This is a genomic window from Brenneria izbisi, assembly GCF_025840185.1.
GTDB classification, from domain to species: Bacteria; Pseudomonadota; Gammaproteobacteria; order Enterobacterales; family Enterobacteriaceae; genus Brenneria; species Brenneria izbisi.
In genome coordinates this window covers 123521-148364 of sequence record NZ_JAMPJU010000007.1, presented here as the reverse complement: position 1 = coordinate 148364, position 24844 = coordinate 123521, and the positions used below count along the sequence as shown (strand labels likewise).

General features: G+C 50.7%; 24 protein-coding genes. 5 read left to right on the top strand and 19 right to left on the bottom strand.

Annotated elements, in window-relative coordinates; all coding sequences use genetic code 11:
- Window positions 1–138: 138 nt before the first annotated feature.
- Window positions 139–294 (bottom strand): hypothetical protein, encoded by a 156-nt coding sequence (locus NC856_RS11160; RefSeq protein WP_264090507.1) that lies wholly within the window; start codon window positions 292–294, stop codon window positions 139–141.
- A 447-nt stretch (window positions 295–741) separates the two neighbouring features.
- Here NC856_RS11160 and NC856_RS11155 point away from each other — a divergent pair, with 447 nt between their 5' ends.
- Together NC856_RS11155 and NC856_RS11150 are read left to right on the top strand one after the other, a co-directional pair.
- On the top strand, window positions 742–1221 hold the full coding sequence (locus NC856_RS11155) for an Hcp family type VI secretion system effector (protein ID WP_264090506.1): 480 nt from the start codon (window positions 742–744) through the stop codon (window positions 1219–1221).
- Between the two features lie 76 nt (window positions 1222–1297).
- A complete protein-coding gene (locus NC856_RS11150) occupies window positions 1298–1642 on the top strand; it encodes a hypothetical protein (RefSeq protein ID WP_264090505.1) in 345 nt (114 codons plus the stop codon).
- A gap of 14 nt (window positions 1643–1656) precedes the next feature.
- Here the strand turns inward: NC856_RS11150 and NC856_RS11145 are convergent, their stop codons facing one another.
- The 3 genes from NC856_RS11145 to NC856_RS11135 all read right to left on the bottom strand — a co-directional run bounded on the left by NC856_RS11145 (window position 1657) and on the right by NC856_RS11135 (window position 3813).
- The gene (locus tag NC856_RS11145) at window positions 1657–2451 is read right to left on the bottom strand and encodes a DUF4225 domain-containing protein (RefSeq protein WP_264090504.1); all 795 of its coding nucleotides are present in this window, start codon (window positions 2449–2451) and stop codon (window positions 1657–1659) included.
- Between the two features lie 751 nt (window positions 2452–3202).
- Window positions 3203–3397, bottom strand: coding sequence for a toxin-antitoxin system HicB family antitoxin (locus tag NC856_RS11140; protein ID WP_264090503.1), 195 nt, complete (start codon window positions 3395–3397; stop codon window positions 3203–3205).
- A gap of 284 nt (window positions 3398–3681) precedes the next feature.
- Window positions 3682–3813: a hypothetical protein gene (locus NC856_RS11135; RefSeq protein WP_264090502.1), complete on the bottom strand. Its 132-nt coding sequence runs from the start codon at window positions 3811–3813 to the stop codon at window positions 3682–3684.
- Window positions 3814–4142: 329 nt separating this feature from the next.
- On the opposite strand from NC856_RS11135, the gene mutS reads away from it, so the two are divergent.
- Entirely contained in the window at window positions 4143–6707 is a 2565-nt protein-coding gene (gene mutS / locus NC856_RS11130) for a DNA mismatch repair protein MutS (protein WP_264090501.1), read from the top strand.
- A 56-nt stretch (window positions 6708–6763) separates the two neighbouring features.
- Here the strand turns inward: mutS and NC856_RS11125 are convergent, their stop codons facing one another.
- Complete coding sequence (locus NC856_RS11125) at window positions 6764–7312, bottom strand: YaeQ family protein (RefSeq protein ID WP_264090500.1); 549 nt, start codon at window positions 7310–7312, stop codon at window positions 6764–6766.
- 239 nt (window positions 7313–7551) lie between these two features.
- Between NC856_RS11125 and NC856_RS11120 the strand changes: the two genes are divergently transcribed.
- Together NC856_RS11120 and rof are read left to right on the top strand one after the other, a co-directional pair.
- Complete coding sequence (locus NC856_RS11120; protein ID WP_109052818.1) at window positions 7552–7752, top strand: YaeP family protein; 201 nt, start codon at window positions 7552–7554, stop codon at window positions 7750–7752.
- A complete protein-coding gene (rof, locus tag NC856_RS11115) occupies window positions 7739–7999 on the top strand; it encodes a Rho-binding antiterminator (RefSeq protein WP_264090499.1) in 261 nt (86 codons plus the stop codon). Before NC856_RS11120 ends, rof begins: the two co-directional genes overlap by 14 nt.
- Window positions 8000–8085: 86 nt before the next feature.
- Here the strand turns inward: rof and tilS are convergent, their stop codons facing one another.
- The 14 genes from tilS to ispU form a co-directional block, all read right to left on the bottom strand.
- Window positions 8086–9399 carry a tRNA lysidine(34) synthetase TilS gene (gene tilS / locus NC856_RS11110; protein ID WP_264090498.1) on the bottom strand — a complete coding sequence of 438 codons (1314 nt, stop codon included), beginning with the start codon at window positions 9397–9399 and terminating at the stop codon, window positions 8086–8088.
- Window positions 9400–9402: 3 nt separating this feature from the next.
- The gene (locus tag NC856_RS11105; RefSeq protein ID WP_264090497.1) at window positions 9403–9792 is read right to left on the bottom strand and encodes a VOC family protein; all 390 of its coding nucleotides are present in this window, start codon (window positions 9790–9792) and stop codon (window positions 9403–9405) included.
- A 157-nt stretch (window positions 9793–9949) separates the two neighbouring features.
- A complete protein-coding gene (gene accA, locus NC856_RS11100; protein ID WP_264090496.1) occupies window positions 9950–10909 on the bottom strand; it encodes an acetyl-CoA carboxylase carboxyl transferase subunit alpha in 960 nt (319 codons plus the stop codon).
- Window positions 10910–10921: 12 nt separating this feature from the next.
- A complete protein-coding gene (gene dnaE / locus NC856_RS11095) occupies window positions 10922–14404 on the bottom strand; it encodes a DNA polymerase III subunit alpha (RefSeq protein ID WP_264090495.1) in 3483 nt (1160 codons plus the stop codon).
- A gap of 83 nt (window positions 14405–14487) precedes the next feature.
- The gene (rnhB, locus tag NC856_RS11090; protein WP_264090494.1) at window positions 14488–15084 is read right to left on the bottom strand and encodes a ribonuclease HII; all 597 of its coding nucleotides are present in this window, start codon (window positions 15082–15084) and stop codon (window positions 14488–14490) included.
- Window positions 15081–16229, bottom strand: coding sequence for a lipid-A-disaccharide synthase (gene lpxB, locus NC856_RS11085; protein WP_264090493.1), 1149 nt, complete (start codon window positions 16227–16229; stop codon window positions 15081–15083). The genes rnhB and lpxB overlap by 4 nt, the downstream gene beginning before the upstream one ends.
- Before the next feature lie 3 nt (window positions 16230–16232).
- Complete coding sequence (lpxA, locus tag NC856_RS11080; protein ID WP_264090492.1) at window positions 16233–17021, bottom strand: acyl-ACP--UDP-N-acetylglucosamine O-acyltransferase; 789 nt, start codon at window positions 17019–17021, stop codon at window positions 16233–16235.
- A gap of 4 nt (window positions 17022–17025) precedes the next feature.
- A complete protein-coding gene (fabZ, locus tag NC856_RS11075) occupies window positions 17026–17514 on the bottom strand; it encodes a 3-hydroxyacyl-ACP dehydratase FabZ (protein WP_264090491.1) in 489 nt (162 codons plus the stop codon).
- A 73-nt stretch (window positions 17515–17587) separates the two neighbouring features.
- Window positions 17588–18610, bottom strand: a complete 1023-nt coding sequence (gene lpxD, locus NC856_RS11070; RefSeq protein ID WP_264090490.1) for a UDP-3-O-(3-hydroxymyristoyl)glucosamine N-acyltransferase — start codon at window positions 18608–18610, stop codon at window positions 17588–17590.
- Between the two features lie 3 nt (window positions 18611–18613).
- Window positions 18614–19111, bottom strand: coding sequence for a molecular chaperone Skp (skp, locus tag NC856_RS11065; protein WP_264090489.1), 498 nt, complete (start codon window positions 19109–19111; stop codon window positions 18614–18616).
- Window positions 19112–19239: 128 nt separating this feature from the next.
- The gene (bamA, locus tag NC856_RS11060) at window positions 19240–21669 is read right to left on the bottom strand and encodes an outer membrane protein assembly factor BamA (protein ID WP_264090488.1); all 2430 of its coding nucleotides are present in this window, start codon (window positions 21667–21669) and stop codon (window positions 19240–19242) included.
- Between the two features lie 35 nt (window positions 21670–21704).
- Complete coding sequence (rseP, locus tag NC856_RS11055; RefSeq protein ID WP_264090487.1) at window positions 21705–23060, bottom strand: sigma E protease regulator RseP; 1356 nt, start codon at window positions 23058–23060, stop codon at window positions 21705–21707.
- Between the two features lie 16 nt (window positions 23061–23076).
- Window positions 23077–23934: a phosphatidate cytidylyltransferase gene (gene cdsA, locus NC856_RS11050; RefSeq protein ID WP_264090486.1), complete on the bottom strand. Its 858-nt coding sequence runs from the start codon at window positions 23932–23934 to the stop codon at window positions 23077–23079.
- Window positions 23935–23943: 9 nt separating this feature from the next.
- Window positions 23944–24705: a (2E,6E)-farnesyl-diphosphate-specific ditrans,polycis-undecaprenyl-diphosphate synthase gene (gene ispU, locus NC856_RS11045; RefSeq protein ID WP_264090485.1), complete on the bottom strand. Its 762-nt coding sequence runs from the start codon at window positions 24703–24705 to the stop codon at window positions 23944–23946.
- Window positions 24706–24844: the final 139 nt, after the last annotated feature.

Genomic DNA, 24844 nt, shown 5'->3' with positions numbered 1-24844 from the left:
ACCATTAGTGAAACAATAACCAAAATAATAAACCATCTGATTGGTGCTATGTCAATTCCGAAATCAATCTAATGCCGTTACAGAGAGGTTTTCCGCAGTCTGTTAGGAACTATATCGCCGGACGAATATGAACGCCGATTACAACAATGTGCCTAAATCAGTGTCCGGTTTTCGTTGATCACTACAGGCAAAGTTGCGAGCCGCTTCGCGAGCCTGACCAATATCGGCAAAATCAGATACATTTCCAATCGTAGCTCTGATAACTTCCTGTGGTACTTTCTCTTCGGTTGCCATTGGTTAGCCGTAATCCACCTGTCGTTGGATGATAGAGGTTTTTCGTGACGCTGTACCCCAAACCTACGGGTGAAGCGCGCTTATTATCAGTGATAAGATAGGGTTTTCGCCCCGGATGGGGAACATGGACGATACGCCCTTCGGGATCGAAGACGGGCTTTAGACTGATTAAGTGTCATTTACATCAATGCAGCCCAATATATATCCGCCGGAAAAGATCATTATCACTTCTATTCTGGTATACGAATTTATGGATTCAGGTAGGTTTTAGCTCTTTTACAAGCAGCCGCCTGATCCTAGATCATTATAATCAAAATAATCATTTAAAATCATACGCATTTCACGATGACGGCTATTGACTCATCCATCAAAAAATGCAGAAATTATCTCTCCCATAAGGAAAAAGGATTTATGGGCAGGATTATGGACAACATTCAGGAATAAATAATGGCAAATTTAATCTACCTGAAACTCACTGGCATCAAGCAAGGTCTTATCTCTGCGGGCTGTTCAAGTGCAGACTCCATCGGCAACAAATATCAGGCCACCCATGAAGATGAGATTTTTGTTTATGAGTTAATGAATAGAATAACCCGGCAGGATAATGTTGCCCTCAACCCCGTAGAAATCAGAAAACCGATAGACAAGGCAACTCCGCTTCTGGCACAGGCACTAAGTGATAATGAAAAACTTGAATGTGAATTCCTGTTTTACAGGACGTCACAGTCCGGTGGCAACGAACTCTATTTTAAAATGGTGTTAAGAGATGCCATTATCAACGATATTCAGTTTTTCTATCCTAACTCATTGACACATAACGAAACCCAGCCACAGGAAAGTATTTCGTTCAAATTTGCATCAATCACATTTGAACATGTCATGGCTCGTACCAGTTCTTTCCTCTTATGGACTGACTCAACTTACTAAATACATTACTGATGGGCGATAGTGTTTAGATATCGATACGCCTTATAGAATACAATAAAAGTCAGGAGAAAAAACAATGAATGACCAAGACGTGGAAAAAGAACTATTGGAAAATGGGTTCACAGAAAATGATATCTCCCATATGAGAAAAATAATTTCTCGTGGTGGGGATAGTGAAGAGACGCTACAGAGCCTGACTCATACGTTAAGAGCTCGGTTTCATAACGGGTGTTTTTTATTTGTTATTATAATCACTGTATTTATCATTAATTTTATTTTTAACACACCCGCTGATTTAATTGAAACTTTGGTGTATTTGTTTTTTATGATATTTTCTCTTTTTATTGTTTACTACATAGGACCAATTAACTTGGCATATAAATCATACTCCTACCTAAAGGGAAAAGATAAGATGGGCTGATTCAGCCCATTAAATTAAAAAGAGTCATCTTTATATATGTCAGACATGATCCGTATCTTATTTCCAGCCCCAACCATCTTCAACATAAGCGATGCTCTGCTCATCGTATTTATCTTTCTATAATAATCGCTGGGGATATATCTGAAGAGTCGCCAGGCATCCGGTTTCAGTGTTAATTTAACGATGCCATAAAACGAGGTGACAAGATCTACTGAATGATAAGCCAATAGGCCTGATTTTTTATCAAATCCTAAAAATTCAGCAGTATACATATAACCAGATTTCATAAATCCAGTTTCATCATTACGTCCGATAAGTTGTAAAAAACTCTCAATGGATGAACTTGCACCATTTAAAGCAATATGAGCACCAACGAATCGACCTAAATAACCAGTCGCACTATAAGCAATGCCCACACCAGAAATAATCTGAGCACCACCCACAATAACGCCGATAGCATTTATTGTATAACCAATCTCCTTCTCTCTTTTTTCCATGTTGATGGTAATAAATACCTTGGCTTTTTCAAGAGAAAGCATCGTTCCTTGTTTTTCAATATTGGCACATTCTTCCCTGATATTATTAATAGCAATCTGACATTCCGATGAACTACTGGCATTTCTAACGATGTCCAGATTTCCATTAGAAAACCGCCGAATTTCGTCTTCAAATTTTGCTTTAAGAAAGAGATCGTTAATATGACGAGAGGAGACAATTCTGGCTGTTTTTATTAGATCAAACGCGGCAGCCTGAGCTATAGCCAAAAAATATTGATTATTAATACTATTTCTATTTAGGTAATTGTCCATATTTCGCATCCTTGACGTTAAAGAGTACTGAGAATCATCAATACCATTTAGTATATTTTATATATAAAAACATAATAATAAATACCCATGCCACGGTAAGAAAGAAACCATAATCAGGGAAAAAACTAACAAAAAACACACCACCGAGAAGAATGGCGATAATGGGGACCAGATAAAAGAAAGACTGCCCTAAGCACTCTATCAACGATTTCACTCCATCCACACCTTTGTTACGAAAACATCATTGATTGTAAAACATTCATTAGTTAATTCTGCAAACTGAGACACTAAATCTTTTACTACCTATTGTATTGAAAAAAATCAAGATGGACAACTCATCTTATAGAACAACCAGTCTAAATCTAATTAACTTTAGAACCGTAACCATACGTATATTATAGTAATCGCTTTTAACTTTCAAAAAAATCGCCATAGGAAAAATAATAGAAAAAACTTTTATACTGGCAGTCATATTGCCACCATAATAATAAGCGTAAATTGAAAAAAAGAGACTAATGAAGGCAGGAAGATACATTGCTTCCCAGCATAAACGTGCGACTATAAAAATATAGTCTGCAAAGGACTCGGCTTTCTTCGTAGAGGTATTAAATTTAAAATCATCGCTTTTGACATAGACGTAATTATTTTTCAGGCGAAGTAGCTCTCTGACAGTCAACCCTGATTTTAAGATTCGTATTCTTTTATCCATCATCCATTCCCTTGGTTATCTGTTTTGCTAATCAGCTAAATATTATCCCTTCGGCTCAATCCCCTGACTGCGAAGCTCTTTACGGGCCAGTTCCTTGAGCCAATTGCCGAGACTGACACCTTCTTTTGCTACGACTTCATCAAGTTGTTCGCGTAGCTCAGGCGAGATGCGTATCTGGAAGGTCGGAGATTTACCTGCTGATGAAGATTTTTTTGTATCGCGTTTAATCGTTGACATATACGTACCTTATAATTATGACGAACTCACTAGGTACGTACCCTATCACAAAAGCATCTCATCACCAATCGCCCCTGAAAATTATTGCACTACCAGACAGGGGCTGACCGCACCGTTATGGCGTTAACGATATGTCTATCAGCAAGTTTAGCAATTCCCTTCTAGTTCAACACATTGAGTTTAGCAGGTTTGGTTCTTCCTAACAGATGATGACGGTATTGAGCGAACACTTCACTGATGGTCAGTTCAGCCAAGTTGATTTCTTTCCTAATCGCATTCGGGCTTCACTTCGTTTGCTTCATCGTCTGGGCAAAGTTGCGAGCCGCTTCGCGAGCCTGACCAATATCGGCAAAATCAGATACATTTCCAATCGTAGCTCTGATAACTTCCTGTGGTACTTTCTCTTCGGTTGCCATTGGTTAGCCGTAATCCACCTGTCGTTGGATGATAGAGGTTTTTCGTGACGCTGTACCCCAAACCTACGGGTGAAGCGCGCTTATTATCAGTGATAAGATAGGGTTTTCGCCCCGGATGGGGAACATGGATGATAGGCCCTTCGGGATCGAAGACGGGCTTTAGACTGATTAAGTGTCATCTACATCAATGCAGCCCAATATATATCCGCCGGAAAAGATCATTATCACTTCTATTCTGGTATACGAATTTATGGATTCAGGTAGGTTTTAGCTCTTTTACAAGCAGCCGCCTGCTCCTACTGAAAGACTGAAAAACGAGTAAAATCAATATGAATGAAGCCACAGACAAGGACTTCACCGCCCACACGCCCATGATGCAGCAGTACTTCAAGCTGAAATCACAACACCCGGAAATTCTGCTGTTCTACCGTATGGGCGACTTCTATGAGCTATTCTATGACGACGCCAAACGCGCTTCTCAGCTTCTGGATATCTCCCTGACCAAACGCGGCGCTTCCGCCGGCGAGCCGATTCCTATGGCCGGTGTCCCGCACCATGCCGTTGAGAACTATCTTGCCAAGCTGGTGCAACTGGGCGAATCGGTCGCTATTTGCGAACAGATCGGCGATCCGGCCACCAGCAAAGGACCGGTGGAACGCAAAGTGGTGCGTATCGTGACCCCCGGCACCATCAGCGACGAAGCCCTATTGCAGGAAAAACAGGACAACCTGTTGGCCGCTATTTGGCAGGATGGCCGTGGATTCGGCTATGCCACGCTGGATATCAGTTCCGGTCGTTTCCGGGTTGCCGAACCGGGCGATCAGGAAACCATGGCTGCCGAGTTGCAACGCACCAATCCAGCCGAACTGCTTTATCCCGAATCGTTTGAAGCCATGCCGTTGATTGAACATCGTCACGGTCTGCGCCGCCGCCCATTATGGGAATTTGAACTGGATACCGCCCGTCAGCAACTCAATCTGCAATTTGGTACGCGCGATCTCAGCGGATTTGGCGTTGAACAGGCGAAGCTGGCGCTGAGAGCAGCCGGTTGCCTGCTGCAATACGCCAAAGATACCCAGCGCACGTCTCTGCCGCATATTCGCGGCATCACCATGGAACGTCAGCAGGACGGTATCATCATGGACGCCGCCACCCGGCGTAATCTGGAACTGACGCAGAATCTGTCCGGCGGAACAGAAAATACGCTGGCAGCGGTGCTCGATCGCACCGTAACGCCCATGGGCAGCCGGATGTTGAAACGCTGGATCCATATGCCGGTCCGTGATATCGCCGCGTTGACGCGGCGTCAGCAGGCTATCAGCACGTTGCGGGATATCGCGCCTGATTTGCAGCCTTATCTACGGCAGGTCGGCGATCTGGAGCGAATTCTGGCGCGTCTGGCGCTGCGCACTGCCCGTCCGCGCGATCTGGCGCGTATGCGTCATGCTTTTCAGCAATTTCCTGCTATTCGGGCGCAACTGGCCCCGCTGGAAAGCGACGCTATCCGACAGTTGGAGGATCAGATTGGTCAATTCGACGCGTTACAGGATCTGCTTGAGCGCGCCGTCGTCGAAACGCCGCCGGTACTGGTGCGTGACGGTGGCGTCATCGCGCCGGGTTATCATGCCGAACTGGATGAATGGCGGGCGTTGGCTGACGGCGCCAGCGATTATCTGGACAAGCTGGAAATCCGTGAACGTGAAAAGCTGGGACTGGATACGCTCAAGGTCGGTTTTAATGGCGTACATGGCTATTATATTCAGGTCAGTCGCGGCCAAAGCCATCAGGTGCCAATACATTATGTGCGACGCCAAACGCTGAAAAATGCCGAACGCTATATCATTCCTGAACTGAAAGAATATGAAGATAAGGTGCTGACATCCAAAGGCAAAGCGCTGGCATTGGAAAAAGCCCTTTATGATGAACTGTTCGACCTGCTGCTGCCCCATCTGGCTGAACTTCAGCAAAGTGCGGCGGCCCTCGCCAAGTTGGATGTGCTGGCAAATCTGGCGGAACGCGCGGATACGTTGAACTATGTATGTCCGACGCTCAGCGATAAACCCGGCCTCAAGATTAGCGGCGGTCGTCATCCGGTGGTGGAACAGGTTCTCAGCGAACCCTTTATCTCGAATCCGCTGGCGCTCTCCCCACAGCGTCGCATGCTGATCGTGACCGGCCCGAATATGGGCGGGAAAAGCACTTACATGCGTCAGGCGGCGCTGATCGTACTGATGGCGCATATTGGCTGCTTCGTTCCTGCTGATCAGGCCGTTATCGGCCCGGTGGATCGCATCTTCACCCGCGTTGGCGCCGCGGACGATCTGGCCTCCGGTCGTTCAACCTTCATGGTGGAAATGACGGAAACTGCCAATATTCTGCATAACGCCACGGAAAACAGTCTGGTGCTGATGGACGAGATCGGTCGCGGAACCTCAACCTATGACGGTTTATCCTTAGCCTGGGCCTGCGCTGAAAATCTGGCTAACCGCATCAAAGCCATGACGCTGTTCGCAACCCACTATTTCGAATTGACCAATCTGCCTGAAAAAATGGAAGGTGTTTTCAATGTGCACCTGGATGCGCGCGAGCATGGGGATACCATCGCATTTATGCACAGCGTTCAGGACGGCGCCGCCAGCAAAAGTTATGGGTTGGCGGTCGCGGCCTTAGCCGGTGTCCCGAAAGATGTCATCAAGCGAGCGCGCCAAAAGCTCAAAGAGTTGGAAACGCTATCCAACAACGCGTCCGCCAGCCATATTGACGGCGCGCAACTGGCCTTGCTGGAGCAAGAAGCGTCTTCACCGGCGCTGGATGCGTTGGAATCAATCGATCCCGATGCGCTCACGCCACGTCAGGCACTGGACTGGTTGTATCAATTGAAGAAAATGCTGTAAGCGGGACGAAGAGAAATCAAGGCGCCGTGCCTATCTGCGCCTTGATTTTATCCTTGTTATATGCGGGCGATTTGCCAGTCGGCAAATGTGATTTCCAGACTATTCTTTTCATCCGACAGCCAGATCGTACCTTCCTGCAAGGTCGCCTGTAATGTCATATTGCGTTGGGCCAGAGTAGCAAGCTGAGCTAACTGGCGATCATCAAGAAAACGGATAGTCAGGTTTTTATATCCGGCAACGTTATCGGCGATATTTTGCCACCACACCTGCCCGGCACGCTCACTGTAGGCGTACAACACCACCGAACGGGATTGATTGCAGGCTTTTTTCAAACGCCGCTCATCCGGTAACCCCAACTCAATCCATAATTCAAGTTCCATCGTGTCGTTACGCAACCAGATTTCAGGTTCATCGTCGGCACTCAAGCCTTTGGTGAAACGCAAATGTTCATCCGCATGACAGATCCAGGCCAACAAGCGCAGCATCATGCGTTGCTCAGTTTCTGAGGGATGTTGGGCGATAGTCAAGCTGGCATCATGGAAAAAATGGCGATCCATATCCGCGATATTAATGGTTGCTTTGTAAACCGTTGCTTTTAATGCCATCTGTTACCTCGTATTTATTCGCCCACAGTGTACTTGAGTTCGGACTATCCTCACAGTAATGGTGATATTCGCCCCATAATGCGTGGATAAGGTATCTGAGGAATACTGATATCCTGCCGGAGCCTATGCTATAGTCGCTTAGATAAATAGAGTTTATCTGTGAGGGCTTACAACATCAGGTGCCGTCAAAGTGATGATGCATGAATGTCTACCGGGTTAAGCTTTGAAGGGAGGATATAATGCAGCAATACTGTGAATTAGTACGCCGCTTATACGCAGAGATCGCCAGTGGCGATCTGGGCTATATACCCGACGCGCTGGGTTGTGTATTGAAAACCCTGGATGAAATCGCCGCGAATACGGCATTGCCATCCTCTGTCAGGGAACAGGCGGCCTATGCCGCCGCTAACTTATTGGTGAGCGATTATGTCAATGAGTAACGAATATCAACCCATCAACTGTGATGATTACGACAACCTGGAAGCGACCTGTCAGCAGAATTTAACGCTGACGCTGGAACTACGTAATGGCGAGATCGTTACCGGCAAAGCCAGTGATATGATCTCGCGTAAACATGTGGAATACCTGGTGATCGAAGAGGCGGGCTCGACACGCGAACTGCGACTCGATCACATTGTCAGCTTCAGCCATCCCGAAATAGGAAAAGTCGTCGTCAGCGAACCCTGACGCCCCACCCGCTTTCCTGCAAAACGGACAACCTGTGAATACGCCCCTGGTTGTCCGTTTTCATTTCAGTCCTTAGCAAAAAGGATTCAATTTTTTCGCCAGACAATATGCCAGCAGGTACCCGGTTCTTCCGCCTGACCTTCCCAGGTGACGAATCGACCCAGTGCGGCGATTAGTTGATCGCCATAAAACACCAACGGCGTTCTGTCGCGGCACCACGGCGGCACTTCCAGTTCTTGCCAGAGCTTTTTGATCTGACGCCCACGCGATCGGCCAACCATATGGATCATGCCAGTGACCGTAAAGCGGATGCTGACAGGCTCATCCGCACGCGGCGGACGCATCGCGGTTCCGTGTTCCGCCAATGCCAGCGATCCCAATCCATCCGGCAAGGTCAACGGCCCCAATAGCGGTTGCCACGGTAAAACACAGCCTTTCAGCGATAACATCAGCGGCAATACATAAAGATGCTGACGAAAACGCCGGATTTGCCATCGACCAAACTGTAGCACCGGCTCGGCATCCTGACGACTAACCGCCACCTCATGCCATAATCGGTGTAATTGGTCGCGTGTCGGCATCGGCACGTCATGCTCCGATAGCCAGCGACGCAGTAATGCGCCGCGCCGCGCCGTGCTCAGCGGACGTAATCCCTCAATACTCAGCGCCCCGTCAGAGCGACATAATGCATGCAGCGACTCAGCCAACAGTTCATCCAGCAATTGTTCCTGCTCGGCGCACAGTTGCGCACTACGCGCCACGGCGGAGGGAAAATGCGGCCAACGCGCTGCCAGCAGCGGCAGGATCTGACGCCGCAAAAAATTCCGGTCAAAGCGTTCGTCCTGATTACTGTCATCTTCAATCCAGCTTAGTTGATGCCGCGTGGCATATTGTTCCAACTGTTGACGGGAGAAACCTAACAATGGTCGTAATAACCGGCGTGTAGCAAGCGGCGCGCTAACGGCCATGGCGGAAAGACCGGCTGGCCCGCTGCCGCGTTTGAGCGCCAGCATAAAAGTCTCGCACTGATCATCAAGATGCTGCGCCGTCAGCAAGATCTCATCGCGGTGCAAATGTGCGCTCAACGCCTGATAACGCGCCGTTCTCGCCGCCGCTTCAATGCCCCCGTTTTGCGCATCCACGGCGACAGGCAATGAAGCAAACGGCACCTGCCACTGCTGACAGCATTGCCGGCAATGTTCCGCCCAACTATCCGCCAACGGATTCAGGCCGTGATGCACATACGCGGCACGGATCACCTGCTTATCGCGCTGGCGTAACGTAACCAGAAGATGCAATAACACGCTGGAATCTAATCCGCCGCTATACGCCACCAGGATCTGTCGATGGCCTGCGATACATTCAGCTACCGCATTGAGCAAGGTTTCCGTGATCTTCACGGGTTAAACCTCATACAGTTCTAAGGGCAATCCATCGGGATCGCAGAAAAAAGTAAACCGCCGCTGCGTTTCAGGATCGATACGCACGGGTTCGCAGTTCACACCGGCATCAGCCAGCGAAGCCATCGCCTGCTCAACATTCTCAACAGCAAAGGCCAGATGTCGCAAGCCACACGCCTCAGGCTGACTGACCCGCGGCGGTGGAGAAGGAAAGGAAAACAGTTCGATGACGTAACGGTCGTTCAACGACAAATCGCCTTTCCACGAATCTCTCCCGGCGCGATATACCTCGTTTTTCAGCGAAAAACCCAGCACATCACAGTAAAATGCCTTACTGCGCGGATAGTCAGCGCAAATAATCGCCACATGATGGATATCGAGTATTTTTAGCATGAGCACCTGTTTGTACGGTATATGACAAATTTAGTGATAATCGTAGACTCGTTGCCGGACGCGCCTTCCCGCGCCGTCTCAGATCGTCGTCAGCATAGCAAAAAGTCCGCTCTCATTGCTGACAGCGGACTTTTGAATGACGGCATTATGAATAAAATCAGCAGTAGCCGTAATTCATCAGCCGCTGATAACGACGGTTCAACAATTCTTCTTCGCTCAGGCTATCCAGATCGAGCAGGTCGGCCAGCAGTTGTGCTTTCAAGGACACCGCCATCGCAGCAACATTCCGGTGCGCCGATCCCAATGGTTCAGGGATAACCGAATCAATCAGTTTCAGTTCTTTCAGACGCGGCGCCGTAATGCCCATCGCTTCCGCGGCTAATGGCGCTTTGTCCGCGCTTTTCCACAGGATTGAGGCACAACCTTCCGGGGAAATCACGGAATAGGTGCTGTATTGCAACATATTCACCTTATCGCCGACACCGATGGCCAGCGCGCCGCCAGACCCCCCCTCGCCAATCACGGTACAGACAATAGGCACCCGCAGCGTCGACATTTCACGCAGGTTACGCGCAATCGCCTCGGACTGACCACGCTCTTCCGCGCCAACGCCAGGATAAGCGCCCGGCGTATCAATAAAGGTGATAATCGGCATTTTGAAACGTTCGGCCATTTCCATCAGGCGCAACGCTTTGCGGTAACCTTCCGGCGCTGGCATACCGAAGTTGCGACGAATTTTTTCTTTGGTTTCGCGTCCTTTCTGATGACCAATGATCATTACCGGACGCCCATCCAGCCGCGCAATGCCGCCGACAATCGCTTTATCGTCTGCATAAGCGCGATCGCCCGCTAATTCATCAAAGTCGGTAAAGATATGCTTAATATAATCAAGCGTGTACGGACGTTGCGGGTGACGCGCTAATTGCGCGACTTGCCAGGCGCCCAGATCGGAGAAGATTTTACGCGTCAGTTCAACGCTCTTTTCACGCAGACGCTGTACTTCTTCGTCCAGATTAATATCTAATTTTTCGTCTTGACGGCTGACTGCGGTCAGCGAGTCAATTTTCGCTTCCAACTCTGCAATCGGCTGCTCAAAATCAAGAAAATTCAGACTCATAGTATTCCTATATTAGTCAAATTCCAGTTCCACCTGCTCATTACCCACTAATGTACGCAACTCATTGAGTAACATGTCCGTTGGCGTTATACGCCATGCGGCGCCGAAACGTAACCGGGCGCGCGCATCTTCCCGCTGGTAGTAGAGATGCACTGGGATCGTCCCCGAACGATGGGGTTCCAACGATTGACGAAGACGGTTTAATAGCTGGTCATCAATTTGCCTGTCAGTCAGCGAGATAGCAAGCCCGCGCGCATATTTTTCCCGCGCTTCGCTGATATCCATTAACTCGCGGACGGTCATTTTAAGTCCGCCGCTGAAGTCATCAAAGCTGACCTGTCCACTGGCGATCAGAATACGGTCTTTTTCCAATAAATGCTGATATTTTTCCAATGCATCGGTAAACAGCATAATTTCAAGGCGACCGGAACGATCGTCCAGCGTACAAACGCCAATGCGGTTTCCCCGCTTGGTCACCATGACGCGGGCTGCCAAAACCAGCCCGACGGCAGTGGTCATTTTGCCCCGCTCCGTCGGGTGCATATCTTTCAAACGCAAGCCGGCGGCATAGCGTTCGATCTCCTTGAGATACTGCGTGATCGGGTGGCCGGTCAGATAAAGCCCCAGCGTCTCCCGCTCGCCATCCAGCACCACCTGTTCCGGCCACGGCGGAACCGTACTGTAGGATTGTTCAATCTGTTCGGGCGCGTCCGCCAGCACGCCAAACATATCGACCTGACCGATCGCTTCCGCTTTGGCATGCTGATCAGCCGCTTTCAGCGCATCGCCCAGCGAATTCATCAGCGCGGCGCGGTGCGGGCCAAGACGATCAAATGCCCCGGACATAATCAGCTTTTCCAATACCCGACGGTTAAGCTTCTTGATGTCCGTCCGGGCGCAGAGATCAAACAGTTCTTTGAAATAACCGTCCCGGTTACGCGCCTCGATAATGGCTTCGATCGGGCCTTCGCCTACGCCTTTGATCGCCCCGATACCGTAAACGATTTCACCTTCATCATTGACGTGAAAATGGTAAAGCCCGCTGTTGATATCCGGCGGCAGGATTTTCAACCCCATCCGCCAGCATTCATCAACCAATCCGACTACCTTATCGGTGTTATCCATATCGGCGGTCATTACCGCCGCCATAAATTCCGCGGGATAGTGCGCTTTCAGCCATAAGGTTTGATAGGAAACCAGAGCATAGGCCGCCGAGTGCGATTTATTAAAGCCGTAACCCGCGAATTTCTCCACCAGGTCGAAAATTTTAACCGCCAGTTCACCATCCACACCGCGCGATTTAGCGCCTTCTTCGAAACCGCCGCGCTGTTTGGCCATTTCAACCGGGTTCTTTTTACCCATCGCTCGCCGCAACATGTCAGCGCCGCCCAGCGTATAGCCAGCCAGAACCTGAGCAATCTGCATTACCTGTTCCTGATACAGAATAATACCATAGGTTGGTTCCAGCACAGGTTTGAGCGATTCGTGCTGCCACTCGATATCAGGGTAGGAGATCGCCTCACGCCCATGCTTACGGTCGATAAAGTTATCCACCATGCCGGACTGCAACGGACCGGGACGGAACAACGCCACCAATGCGATCATATCTTCGAAGCAGTCGGGCTTCAGACGTTTGATCAAATCTTTCATGCCGCGCGATTCAAGCTGGAATACCGCTGTGGTTTCCGAACGCTGCAACATGTCAAAACTCTTCTTGTCGTCAAGCGGGATCGCCGCGATATCTATCGGCTCCAGTCCTTGTTTCGCTCGCCGGGCATTGATCATTTCCAGCGCCCAGTCGATGATGGTCAGCGTTCGCAGGCCAAGAAAATCGAACTTAACCAGTCCGGCGTATTCCACATCGCTCTTATCAAACTGAGTAACCGGATGATTACCTTCCGCATCGCAATACAACGGCGCGAAATCGGTGATTTTGGTGGGCGATATCACTACCCCGCCGGCATGTTTCCCGGCATTGCGCGTCACGCCTTCCAGCTTACGCGCCATATCGATCAGGGCTTTGACTTCCTCGTCAGCCTCATAAATTTCAGGCAACTGAGGTTCGGCGGCAAAGGCTTTTTCCAGCGTCATTCCCGGATCGGGCGGCACCAGTTTGGAAATACGATCGACAAAACCGTAGGGATGGCCCAGTACCCGGCCCACATCGCGGATAACCGCTTTCGCCGCCATCGTACCGAACGTAATAATCTGCGAAACCGCATCCCGACCATACATTTCCGCAACATGTTCAATCACCAGATCGCGTTTTTCCATGCAGAAATCGACGTCAAAGTCAGGCATTGAGACACGTTCAGGATTAAGGAAACGTTCAAACAGCAGGTCGAATGCCAGCGGATCCAGATCGGTAATTTTCAACGCATAAGCCACCAGCGATCCAGCGCCGGAACCTCGTCCCGGCCCCACCGGGACATTGTTATCCTTGGACCACTGGATAAACTCCATAACGATCAGGAAGTAACCGGGGAATCCCATCTGGTTGATAACGCCCAGCTCGATATCCAGACGTTCATCATATTCGGGGCGTCTTTGTGCGCGTACTTCCGGTTCAGGAAACAGAAATTCGAGGCGCGCTTCCAGTCCTTCTTTTGCACGTTTGACCAGATAATCTTCGGTGCTCATGTCCCCGGTGGGGAACTGCGGCAAAAAGTATTCGCCCAATCGGATAGTGACGTTACAGCGTTTGGCGATTTCGACGCTGTTGATTAATGCTTCCGGCACATCGGCAAAGAGCTCGCACATTTCATCTGCCGTGCGCATATATTGCTGCGGACTGTAATTGCGAGGACGTTTGGGATCGTCGAGTGTATAGCCATCGTGGATGGCGACCCGAATTTCGTGCGCATCAAAATCTTCTTCACTGATAAAACGCACATCGTTGGTAGCCACCACTGGAATGCCGTGTTTGGTCGCCAGCGCAACAGCGGAATGCAGATAACTTTCTTCGTCGGGGCGACCGGTGCGGATCAATTCCAGATAATAACGATCAGGGAAGTAGTGTTGATAAAAGGCCAGACACTGCTCGGCCTGCATCTGGTTGCCACGTAACATGAACTTGCCGACATCGCCATGACGCCCGCCGGATAACAGAATCAGACCGTGCTGATGCTCAATGAGCCAGGCGCGATCGATTGTCGGGCCAGCCGCGCCATAACCACGCTGATAAGCGCGTGAAATCAGCAGGGTTAAATTCTGGTATCCCTCATTGTTCATGGCCAGTATCGTAAGCTGCGCCAGTTCATCACCCAGTTCTTCACTGGCGACCAACACATCGGCGCCGATAATGGGCTTGATGCCCGCGCCGTGCGCGCCGCCATAAAATTTCACCAGTCCGCACAGGTTGGTGAAATCGGTAATCGCCAGCGCCGGCATATCCAGCGCCGCTGCTTTTTTGACCAGCGGCCCGATCTTTGCCAGCCCATCGATCATGGAATAGTCACTGTGAACACGCAGGTGAACAAAACGTGGTTCGGCCATCGCCAGATCCCAGAATTTATCGATTAGACAGCGCTGCAATCAATAATAGCATCACAGCATTGAGAGTTAATGATGACGGCGTTTTACGCCAGCCCCAACACCCGTTTAACCGGCGCGAAACTCCGACGGTGGAACGCGGTGGCGCCGAACAACGCCAGTTTCTCTAAATGAAAAGCGGTCGGATAACCTTTGTGCTGCGCAAAACCGTACGCGGGAAAAAGTTTATCCAACGCCACCATTTCACGATCGCGCGTGACCTTCGCCATGATGGAAGCCGCGCTGATTTCCGCCACACGACTATCGCCTTTCACCACCGCTTGCGCCGGCATTGGCAAAGCCGGACAGCGATTACCATCGATCAGCACAAAATCAGGCGTGATTGTCAGTCCGGCAACCGCACGCTGCATCGCCAACATGGTAGCATGCAGAATATTCAGTTGATCGATTTCTTCAGGCTCGGCGCGACCCAGGCTCCAGGATAGCGCCTTCTCTTTGATTTCATCATAAAGCGCCAGCCGTCGTTTTTCGCTTAGCTGCTTTGAATCAGCCAAACCGATAATCGGTCGGGCCGGGTCAAGGATAACCGCAGCAGTCACCACCGCGCCAACCAACGGCCCGCGCCCGACTTCATCAACTCCCGCAATACAGTGCGCCTGCGGGTAGAGAAACGCCTCATTCATGATTTTACCAATTCCAGTACCGCCTGGGCCGCCTGCTCGTCCGCATTACAACGAATTTGCTGGTGCAGCGCCAAAAACGTTGTCTGTAGCTCCGCTGTCTTGGCGGCATCCGTCAACCAGGGCAGTAACGCTTCAGCCAGTTTATCCGGCGTGCAATCAGTTTGTAGTAGTTCCTTCACCAGTTCGCGTCCGGCTAATAGATTCGGCAAGGACACCCACGGCGTTTTCACCAGTTTCCGCGCCAACCAGAAAGTGAAGGGCTTCATGCGATAGCCCACCACCATCGGACATTTAGCTAACATGCACTCCAGCGCCGCCGTGCCTGACGCCAGTAATGCGGCATCGCTGGCGATCATCGCTTCCCGCGCCTGACCATCCAGCATATGCACCAGCAAATCAGGGGCAACCGCCTGTTTTATACGTTCAAACTGTTCGCGCCGTTTACTGTTAACCAGCGGCGCCACAATTTCCAGCGCCGGAAACCGCTGCCTCAGCAGCGCTGCCGTATGAAGAAAATCCGCGCTCAGCATTTCAACTTCAGCACCGCGGCTACCCGGCAACAACGCCAGACACAAGGCGTCCGGCTCAATGCCCAATGTGGCTCGCGCCGCCATTTTATCCGGGTGCAGCGGCATCGCGTCCGCCATGGTATGGCCGATAAAACGGCAGGGAACATTGAAACGATCATAAAACGCTTTTTCAAAAGGAAGAAAGGCCAGAACCAGATTGGTCGCTTTACCTATTTTGAAAACGCGCTTTTGACGCCAGGCCCAGACCGACGGGCTGACATAGTGGATCGTACTGATGCCGCGCTGTTTCAGCTTACCTTCCAGCGTGATATTAAAATCGGGCGCGTCAATCCCGACAAAAACATCTGGCTTGAGCTCAGTGAAACGTTGGGTCAAATCCCGGCGTATTTTGAGCAGACGCGGCAACCGCTCAAGCACCTCAACGATGCCCATGACAGCCAGTTCTTCCATTTCGTACCAGGCTTCGCAACCTTCATCCTGCATACGCGGCCCGGCGACGCCGACAAAACGCGCATCCGGCGCCCGTGCTTTCAGGGCGCGGATCAAGCCCGCGCCAAGAATATCGCCGGAGGTTTCTCCGGCGACTAATCCGATCACTAAAGGACGTTTCGACATAGATTAACGAATAATGCCGCGGGTAGAACGCGCGAAGAAATTGGTAAACGCCTGAACCGCGGGATACTGCACCGCCAGCGCTTCGATCTCCGGTTTCACCTCATCCAGCGTTTTCCCGCTGCGGTAAAGCAGTTTGTAAGCATTACGGATCGCATGCAGGGTTTCTTTGTCAAAACCACGCCGTTTCAGCCCTTCAATGTTCAAACCAAACGGGGTGGCATGGTTGCCTTGCGCAATCACATAAGGAGGAACATCCTGTACGACGCCAGAGCAACCGCCGACCATCACATGCGCGCCGATAATACAGAACTGATGCACCGCCGTCATACCGCCGATGATGGCGAAATCATCAACGGAAACATGGCCGCCCAATGTCGCGTTATTAGCAAAAATACAACGGTCGCCAACGACGCAGTCGTGCGCGATATGGGCATTGACCATCAGCAGATTATCGCTACCGACTTTAGTCAACCCGCCGCCCTGCTCCGTGCCACGGTGGATGGTGACGCTTTCGCGAATACGGTTGCGATCGCCGATCTCAACGCGAGTCGGTTCTCCTGCGTATTTCAAATCCTGATTCACTTCGCCAATGGAGACGAATTGGTAGATTTGGTTATCGCGGCCAATCCGGGTAATACCGTTGACCACAATATGCGATTTCAGCACCGTCCCCGCACCGATCTCAACCTGAGCACCGATATGGCAGAATGGGCCAATATGAACATCGGCACCAATAATGGCGCCGTCTTCAACAATGGAACTGGGGTGAATAAAGGCGGTTTGATCAATCACGATATCAGGCCTCCCGACGACGAGCACACATCATTGACGCTTCACAGGCCACTTCACCATCAACTTTGGCTACACCTTTAAAGCGTGCAACACCGCGACGCTCTTTAATGAATTCAACCTCCAGGATCATTTGATCCCCTGGCTGCACAGGGCGCTTAAAGCGCGCCTCATCAATTGCCGCAAAATAATAAAGCTCACCTGGCTCCAGTCTGCCGACGCTTTTAAACGCCAGAATCCCTGTCGCCTGCGCCATGGCTTCGAGAATCAGCACGCCAGGAAAAATCGGTTTCCCTGGGAAATGGCCCTGAAAGAAAGGCTCATTGAAAGAGACGTTTTTCACTGCCCGCAAAAACTTCCCTTCTTCAAAATCCAATACACGATCAACCAGTAAAAATGGGAAACGGTGCGGTAATAATTCCAAGATCTCTTCAATATGCAGAGTATGAGTGTCAGTAGTCAAAATACTCTTCCTGTCCAAAAAAAATGATGCCATCAACAACACGGCCTGCTCAGACCCTAAAAAGGGGGGTTCTTCAGGCAGGCCGCAAATAAGAGAACGCTAATGATTACTGGTTATCGACTTTTCGTTCAACGGCTTTCAACCGTTTGCTTATATCATCAATATTCATCACCAGCGCCGCAGTTTTACGCCAAACTTTATTGGGTTGTAGCGGAATACCTGAAGAGTATACTCCAGGTTCGGTAATTGGTCGCATGACCATTCCCATCCCCGTCACGGTCACTTTATCGCAGATTTCCATGTGTCCGTTAATCACACTGGCGCCGCCAATCATGCAATAACGACCAATCTTCAGGCTGCCCGCCATAATGACGCCGCCCGCGACCGCCGTATTGTCGCCAATCACAACGTTGTGCGCAATCTGACACTGATTATCAATGATGACGCCATTACCGATGATGGTATCGTCCAGCGCGCCGCGATCGATCGTGGTGCTGGCGCCGATTTCAACCCGGTCGCCAATTCTGACCGTACCCAGTTGCGGGATTTTGATCCAGTTGCCGCGATCGTTGGCATAACCAAAGCCGTCAGCGCCGATCACCGCACCAGACTGAATCAGACACTGTTCACCCAGTTCAACATTGTGATAAACCGTGACATTCGCCCAAAGCCGGGTGCCAGCGCCAATACGGGCATTTTTACCAATGAAGCAACCCGGACCGATGATCACGCCATCTCCCAGTTGTGCGCCGGATTCAATCACCGCGTTTGCGCCGATCGCCACTTGTCTGCCTAATGCGACGTCTGGCGCAATCACCGCGCTGGGCGCGATATCCGCTGCCGGCAGTGGCGTGGTATCCATCAACTGCGCCATGCGCGCATAAGTCAGATAAGGATTTTTCACTACCAGCGCAGCAACCTGACAGTAAGGTAAATCCGCTTCCGTCAGCACCACGGCGGAAGCCTTAGTCCCCGTCAATTGCTCACGATAGCGGCTGTCAGACAGAAACGTAATCTGTCCTGCTTTTGCCGAATGCATAGAAGCAACGCCGGTGATGACGAGATCGCCATCACCGTGTAATTGTGCATCCAACTGTTGGGCTAACGCGTCCAGTCGAATTGAATACATGTATTATTTAACCTGTTTCAGCACATCGGCAGTAATGTCTTTTGCATTGGCGGCATACGCAACGGCGTTGGCGTCAATCACAACATCATAACCTTCTTTGCTGGCAACCGATTTTACCGCATCCTGAATACGGCTCAGGATTTTATTACGCTCTTCCATCTGGCGACGACGGTTGTCCTGATCAAAAGCCTGCGCTTTTGTAGAGAACTGCTCCCGTTGCGCCATGATGTCTTTTTCCATTTTGCTGCGATCGCTCGCTTTCATGGTAGAACCATCACGCTGCAACTTCTGCATTTTGGTCTGTAAACTGTTTTCCATTGTCTGCAACTCGGAAGCGCGGCCTTTGAACTCGTTCTCAAGTTGTTTGGCGACCGTTTCACGCTGCGGTAACTGCTGGAAAATACTGGATACGTTAACAACCGCGATCTTGTCAGCAGCCTGAACGCTTGCAGAGGCAGCCATTGCTAAACCGAGGCCTGCGGCACACAACCACTTTTTCACTATAAACTCCTCAACCTAACCTAATTTGTGTCTTGACACATTCAATGTGTATAACGTCATAGCATTATCAGGATCCCTGGCTATTTCCGCCATACGATTTGTCTTGCATACGACCTGCCGACGTCACATTACCAGGTTTTGCCAATATTAAACTGGAACTGTTCCGACTTGTCTCCATCGTATTTTTTAACCGGCTGGGCATAGGAGAACACCAATGGCCCAAGCGGAGACATCCATTGCAAGGCGATCCCGCTGGATACACGGAAATTGCCCGGCTTGCTGTAATCAGGCACGCCCGCATCAATCGTGGCCTGGGTGTTTTCCCAGTTGGTATCCCAAACGGTACCGCCATCAATAAAGAATGAAGTTCGAACCGAGTTGGCATACTTGTCGCTGATAAACGGCGTCGGCACGATCAGTTCGGCACTGACGACCGCCATCGCGTTACCGCCGACCGCATCATCCAGATTCTCTTTATCAATCGGACAATTAGCGTAAGAAGTCGCGCCGGCAGCGCACTGATAATACGCCGCTTTAGGACCGATGGTATTTGACTGGAAGCCGCGCACCGTGCTCGAACCACCCGCGTAGAAGTTATCGTAGAACGGCACTTCTTTACCGCCCAAACCATCGGCGTAACCCGCGCGGGTGCGTCCCATAATGACCCATTGTCCGCTCTCGCTTAACGGATAATAGGTCGCCGAGTCAAACGTCAGCTTGTAATATTCGTTATCCGATCCCGGAACCGTCACTTTGGCGTTGGCGGAAGCACGCGTCCCCTTGGTCGGGAAATAACCGCGATCCAGATTGTTGTACGACCAACCGGTATTCAGGAAGAAATCATCCGCTTTGAAGTCAGCGCTGGATTTGTCGTTTTCGGTAACCACATCCGGGTTAACGCCGACGGAATCCAGATAACGCCACATAGCAACCTGCGGTTTCATGTCCGACAGGTCATTGTGGATATAATCCAGCCCTAAGCGCAGCGAGTTATTCTCGTTGATCGGGAAGCCCAACGTACTGCCAATGCCATAGCTGACGTTGGTATAGTCGGACAGATCCGCATCATAGGCTTCAAATTTGTTGTAGAAAATACGACCGCCGAGGCTGACGCCATCGACCGTGAAATACGGATCGGTCAGCGACAATTCAACATAGGTCTGGTAATCGTTTTTCGTACCGCTGATGCCCACGGAGTTACCCGTACCCAGCCAGTTATCCTGCTGGACGCCCGCCTGGAAGCTGACGCCGCTTTCCGTACCGAAACCTACGCCAAAATTAAATGTACCGGTGTTACGCTCTTTGACTTTATAGGTCACATCCACCTGATCGGCGGTCCCCGGCACGCGCTGCGTTTCCACGTCAACGCTTTCAAAGTACCCCAGACGGTTAAGACGCTCTTTACCCTGCTCAACCAGATCGTTACCTAGCCAGCCGCCTTCCATCTGACGCATTTCACGGCGCAAGACGGAATCTTTGGAAGTATCGTTGCCTTCGAAACGGACGCGACGAACATAAAAGCGGTTACCGGCATCAACGTTGATGTTCAGTTTCACGCTCTTATCGGCATCATTGATTTCCGGCTGAGTGACAACGCGCGGATAAGCGTAACCATAGCGGCCCAGAAGCTTTTTGATGTCTTCTTCCATTCGGGTCACTTTGGCGCCGTTATACAACTCGCCCGGCTCGATTTTCGTTAATCCTTCAATTTCCGCGGAGTGACCGGCCAGGTTGCCGTTAACAACCACGCCGGAAAGCGTGTATTTATCGCCTTCCGTCATGTTGATGGTGATGTAGATGCCTTTTTTGTCAGGCGTCAGGCTGACCTGTGTCGAATCAATATTGAAACGGGCATAACCGCGATCAAGGTAGAAACTCCGCAGCGTTTCCAAATCACCGGACAGTTTCTGTTTCTGGTATTTGCGATCACCCACCACGTTCCACCACGGCACTTCATCACGCAGTTGGAACTGGGAAATCAGTTCATCGGAACTGAAGGCTTTATTACCGACAATATTGATTTGCTGAATCTTGGCGGAAACGCCTTCCGTGAACACCAATTTCAGGTCGACGCGGTTACGGGGCAACGGCGTGACGACGGCCTTCACCGACGCGCTGTATTTGCCCACGCTGTAGTAGAAATCCTCCAGACCTTTCTCGATGCTGGAAAGCGCCGTCCGATCCAGCGCTTCGCCAACCCGCACGCCGGATGCTTCCAGATTCTCCTTCAGCATGTCGTCTTTTACCGACTTGTTGCCGGAGAAAGTGACGCTGGCGATGGTCGGCCGCTCCTTCACCTGCACGATCAGCGTTTCGCCATCACGCAGGACGCGGACATCTTCGAAATTTCCGGTAGCGAACAAGGCACGGATGGTATTACCGATATCATCATCGCTGATGGTATCGCCAACGCGGACCGGCATACTGAGTAATGCCGCCCCGACGGCAACCCGTTGCAGGCCCTCGAAATGAATGTCCTTCACTACGAACCCGTCTGCACCGTATACGGTGGCGCTGCTAAACAGCAGCGACGCTATGAGCAACTTTTTCATCGCCATCGTTGTTATGCGTTTTTCCTAACCTAATCCCGCGCCTAGAGGCGAGAGAAATCATTGAAAAGTGCGAACCCCATTAACAACATCAGCAATACAGCGCCGATGCGGTAACTAAAATCCTGCACACGCTCAGAAACCGGCCTGCCCTTCACTTTTTCAACGGCAAGAAAGAGCAGGTGTCCACCATCCAACACCGGCAGAGGGAACAGATTGATGATCCCCAGATTGACGCTGATCAAGGCCAAAAACATCAGGTAATAGATTAATCCGTAATCCGCTGACATTCCCGCCCCCTGCGCAATCGAAATCGGACCGCTCAGGTTATTCAGCTTAACATCACCCGTTACCAGTTTGCCCAACATACTGACGGTCAATCTCATCAATTGCCAGGTTTTATCCGTCGCCTGATAGATGGCGCTAAACGGCCCGTACTGACGCACCGTTTTATATTCTTCAGGCAGCGGCGCCACGCTCGGCAACACGCCCGCCAGTCCTTCGACCTTGCCATTGCCGACAGATTTACTGTCCGGCGTCAGCGTCAGAGGTAACGTTGATCCGTCCCTTTCGACATCCAACGCAATAGGCTGCCCCGGATTATCACGCACGGCGGCGACAAAATCACGCCAACGCGTTAAATCCTGCCCGCCGACTTTAACTATCCTGTCTCCAACTTGCAAACCCGCTTTTTCCGCCGCCGACCCAGGTTGGATCTGAGTCAGCACCGCTTCAATCTGCGGTCCGCGAGGCACCATCCCCAGCGACATCACCGGATCCTGTTTATCCGGCTCGAACTGCCAGTCACGCAAATCCAGCGTTTTCCGCACGATTTGACTGGAACCTAACGGCGCGGCATCAATCACCACTTCCTGGCTGCCAATCTTGCCTAACAGCGCCAGACGCGCCGTATCCCAGTCAGGCGTTTCGATGCCGTCAACCGACTTTAGTTCAATTCCTGCCGACATTTCCGCCTGGGAAGCGATGGAGTTGGGCAATATTTCACCAACCACTGGCTTAACGCCGGGGACGCCGATAATAAATACCAGCCAATACGCAACGATGGCAAAAAGGAAATTGGCAACAGGCCCCGCGCTGACAATAGCGGCACGTTGCCAGACAGTCTTGCTATTAAATGATTGATGGCGAAGCTCTGGCGCTACGGTATCGACGCGCTCATCAAGCATTTTGACATAGCCGCCAAGCGGGATCAGGGCGATGACATATTCTGTGCCGAGTCTATCCCGACGACGCCACAAGGCCCGGCCAAAGCCGACAGAAAAACGCTCAACCTTGACGCCACACCGACGAGCTACCCAGAAGTGACCAAATTCATGCACGGTAATCAACACACCCAGTGCGATGATAAAGGCGGCCAGACTCCAGAGGAAATTCATCATATTTTACCGTTTCATCCTAAACAGCTTTAAATATCAACAACATCAGGCAGGAGAACACCGGTACGGCCGCAGTCAGGCTATCAATGCGATCCAATACGCCGCCGTGTCCGGGAATCAAATGACTGCTGTCTTTAATCCCGGCCTCTCGCTTGAACATACTTTCGGTCAAATCACCCAGCACCGAAGCCAACGCCGCTACAATAGAACAGATCAGCAACGTTGATGACGATACCGTCAATGGCGCATAACGGCTGAACAACAGGGAAATCACCGCCGATGTGACCAGCCCGCCGATAAGACCTTCCCAGGTTTTTCCCGGCGAAACTTTTGGCGCCAGCTTACGTTTGCCAAACAGTTTGCCGAACAGGTAGGCGCCGCTGTCCGCCCCCCACACCAGCAACATAACGTACAACAACCACCATGCGCCGGTAAAAGGATTAACATCATAGTTATATTGGCGCAGCGCGACCATGCCCCAGAAAAAAGGCACGATCGTAACAAGCCCGAATACCAGCCGCAAAATGCGTGAGTGCCGCCACAACGATGCGGAAGCGGGATAAAACAGCACCAGAAATAACGCAACGCTCCACCAGATCAACGCTATCCAGAGCGCCGCGCTGATTTGCAGAACATAAACCGAATAATGATAGGCGGGAAGGGTCAGCAGCATTAGCGCCAGTAAGAAACCACACAAAATAGCCAGCCAGAGCCGCTGACTATAGGACACAAACCCTGACAGTTGTCCCCATTCCCAGGCGGCCAGCATACAGACGGCCAGCGTAACCAGCGTAAATCCAAGCGGGGGCAGCAAAAACAATGCCGCAATAACGATCGGAATTAAAATTAAAGCAGTAATCAGGCGATACTTCAGCAAAAGTTCCCCCTAGGATGCATCCGCATCGATAGGTGTTGTTCTCCCGAAGCGACGCTCGCGTTGTGCAAATGCATTCAGCGCACCTTCAAAAACTTGTTCATCGAAATCAGGCCAGAGGACATCAGTAAAATAAAGCTCGGCGTAAGCGATCTGCCACAGTAAAAAGTTACTTATGCGATGTTCTCCACCGGTTCTGATTACCAAATCGACCGGGGCCAGTTCATTCAGGCAAATATATTGGCATAAAGACTCTTCATCAATGCTGTCAGGACGTAATGCGCCTTCCTGCACCTGCTCTGCAAGCCGCCTTACTCCCTGAATGATATCCCAACGGCCGCCATAATTCGCGGCAATATTCAGTGTGAGGCCCTGATTATTTTCTGTCAGCGCTTGCGAACGGCGAATACGTTCTTGTAAACGCGGACCAAACCGGCTGATATCGCCAATGATACGCAAGCGAACATTATGTTTATGCAGACTTTTTACTTCACTATCCAGCGCCCGGACGAAAAGTTCCATCAATGCGGTCACTTCCTGGGCGGGACGGTTCCAGTTTTCACTGCTGAACGCGTAAAGCGTTAATGCATCAAGTTCATGGCTAACGGCGAAACTCACCGCCCGACGTACAGATTTCACACCAGCCTGATGGCCGAATATCCGTAGTTTTCCTCGGTTTTTCGCCCAGCGGCCATTCCCATCCATAATGATGGCAACATGCCGCGGCCTGGCAAACGACAGATTATCGGCATTTTTTTGATTATCGGACGGCATAACGCGTACTTATTTCCTCAAGTAAGAAATACAACAGTCCTTCCATAACATCGGATCCCGTTAACGTAAAAAGCCGTGAACGATCACGGCTTAACGTCACCGCCGGCGCGAAGCGTGTCGCAGAGCCGACCATTGAGTG

Bases quoted from the DNA above. Each gene is read 5' to 3' on its own strand.
- NC856_RS11160 (WP_264090507.1), bottom strand. From the start codon at position 294: ATGGCAACCGAAGAGAAAGTACCACAGGAAGTTATCAGAGCTACGATT.
- NC856_RS11155 (WP_264090506.1), top strand. From the start codon at position 742: ATGGCAAATTTAATCTACCTGAAACTCACTGGCATCAAGCAAGGTCTT.
- NC856_RS11150 (WP_264090505.1), top strand. From the start codon at position 1,298: ATGAATGACCAAGACGTGGAAAAAGAACTATTGGAAAATGGGTTCACA.
- NC856_RS11145 (WP_264090504.1), bottom strand. From the start codon at position 2,451: ATGGACAATTACCTAAATAGAAATAGTATTAATAATCAATATTTTTTG.
- NC856_RS11140 (WP_264090503.1), bottom strand. From the start codon at position 3,397: ATGTCAACGATTAAACGCGATACAAAAAAATCTTCATCAGCAGGTAAA.
- NC856_RS11135 (WP_264090502.1), bottom strand. From the start codon at position 3,813: ATGGCAACCGAAGAGAAAGTACCACAGGAAGTTATCAGAGCTACGATT.
- mutS (WP_264090501.1), top strand. From the start codon at position 4,143: ATGAATGAAGCCACAGACAAGGACTTCACCGCCCACACGCCCATGATG.
- NC856_RS11125 (WP_264090500.1), bottom strand. From the start codon at position 7,312: ATGGCATTAAAAGCAACGGTTTACAAAGCAACCATTAATATCGCGGAT.
- NC856_RS11120 (WP_109052818.1), top strand. From the start codon at position 7,552: ATGCAGCAATACTGTGAATTAGTACGCCGCTTATACGCAGAGATCGCC.
- rof (WP_264090499.1), top strand. From the start codon at position 7,739: ATGTCAATGAGTAACGAATATCAACCCATCAACTGTGATGATTACGAC.
- NC856_RS11105 (WP_264090497.1), bottom strand. From the start codon at position 9,792: ATGCTAAAAATACTCGATATCCATCATGTGGCGATTATTTGCGCTGAC.
- accA (WP_264090496.1), bottom strand. From the start codon at position 10,909: ATGAGTCTGAATTTTCTTGATTTTGAGCAGCCGATTGCAGAGTTGGAA.
- dnaE (WP_264090495.1), bottom strand. From the start codon at position 14,404: ATGGCCGAACCACGTTTTGTTCACCTGCGTGTTCACAGTGACTATTCC.
- rnhB (WP_264090494.1), bottom strand. From the start codon at position 15,084: ATGAATGAGGCGTTTCTCTACCCGCAGGCGCACTGTATTGCGGGAGTT.
- lpxB (WP_264090493.1), bottom strand. From the start codon at position 16,229: ATGTCGAAACGTCCTTTAGTGATCGGATTAGTCGCCGGAGAAACCTCC.
- fabZ (WP_264090491.1), bottom strand. From the start codon at position 17,514: ATGGCATCATTTTTTTTGGACAGGAAGAGTATTTTGACTACTGACACT.
- lpxD (WP_264090490.1), bottom strand. From the start codon at position 18,610: ATGTATTCAATTCGACTGGACGCGTTAGCCCAACAGTTGGATGCACAA.
- bamA (WP_264090488.1), bottom strand. From the start codon at position 21,669: ATGGCGATGAAAAAGTTGCTCATAGCGTCGCTGCTGTTTAGCAGCGCC.
- rseP (WP_264090487.1), bottom strand. From the start codon at position 23,060: ATGATGAATTTCCTCTGGAGTCTGGCCGCCTTTATCATCGCACTGGGT.
- ispU (WP_264090485.1), bottom strand. From the start codon at position 24,705: ATGCCGTCCGATAATCAAAAAAATGCCGATAATCTGTCGTTTGCCAGG.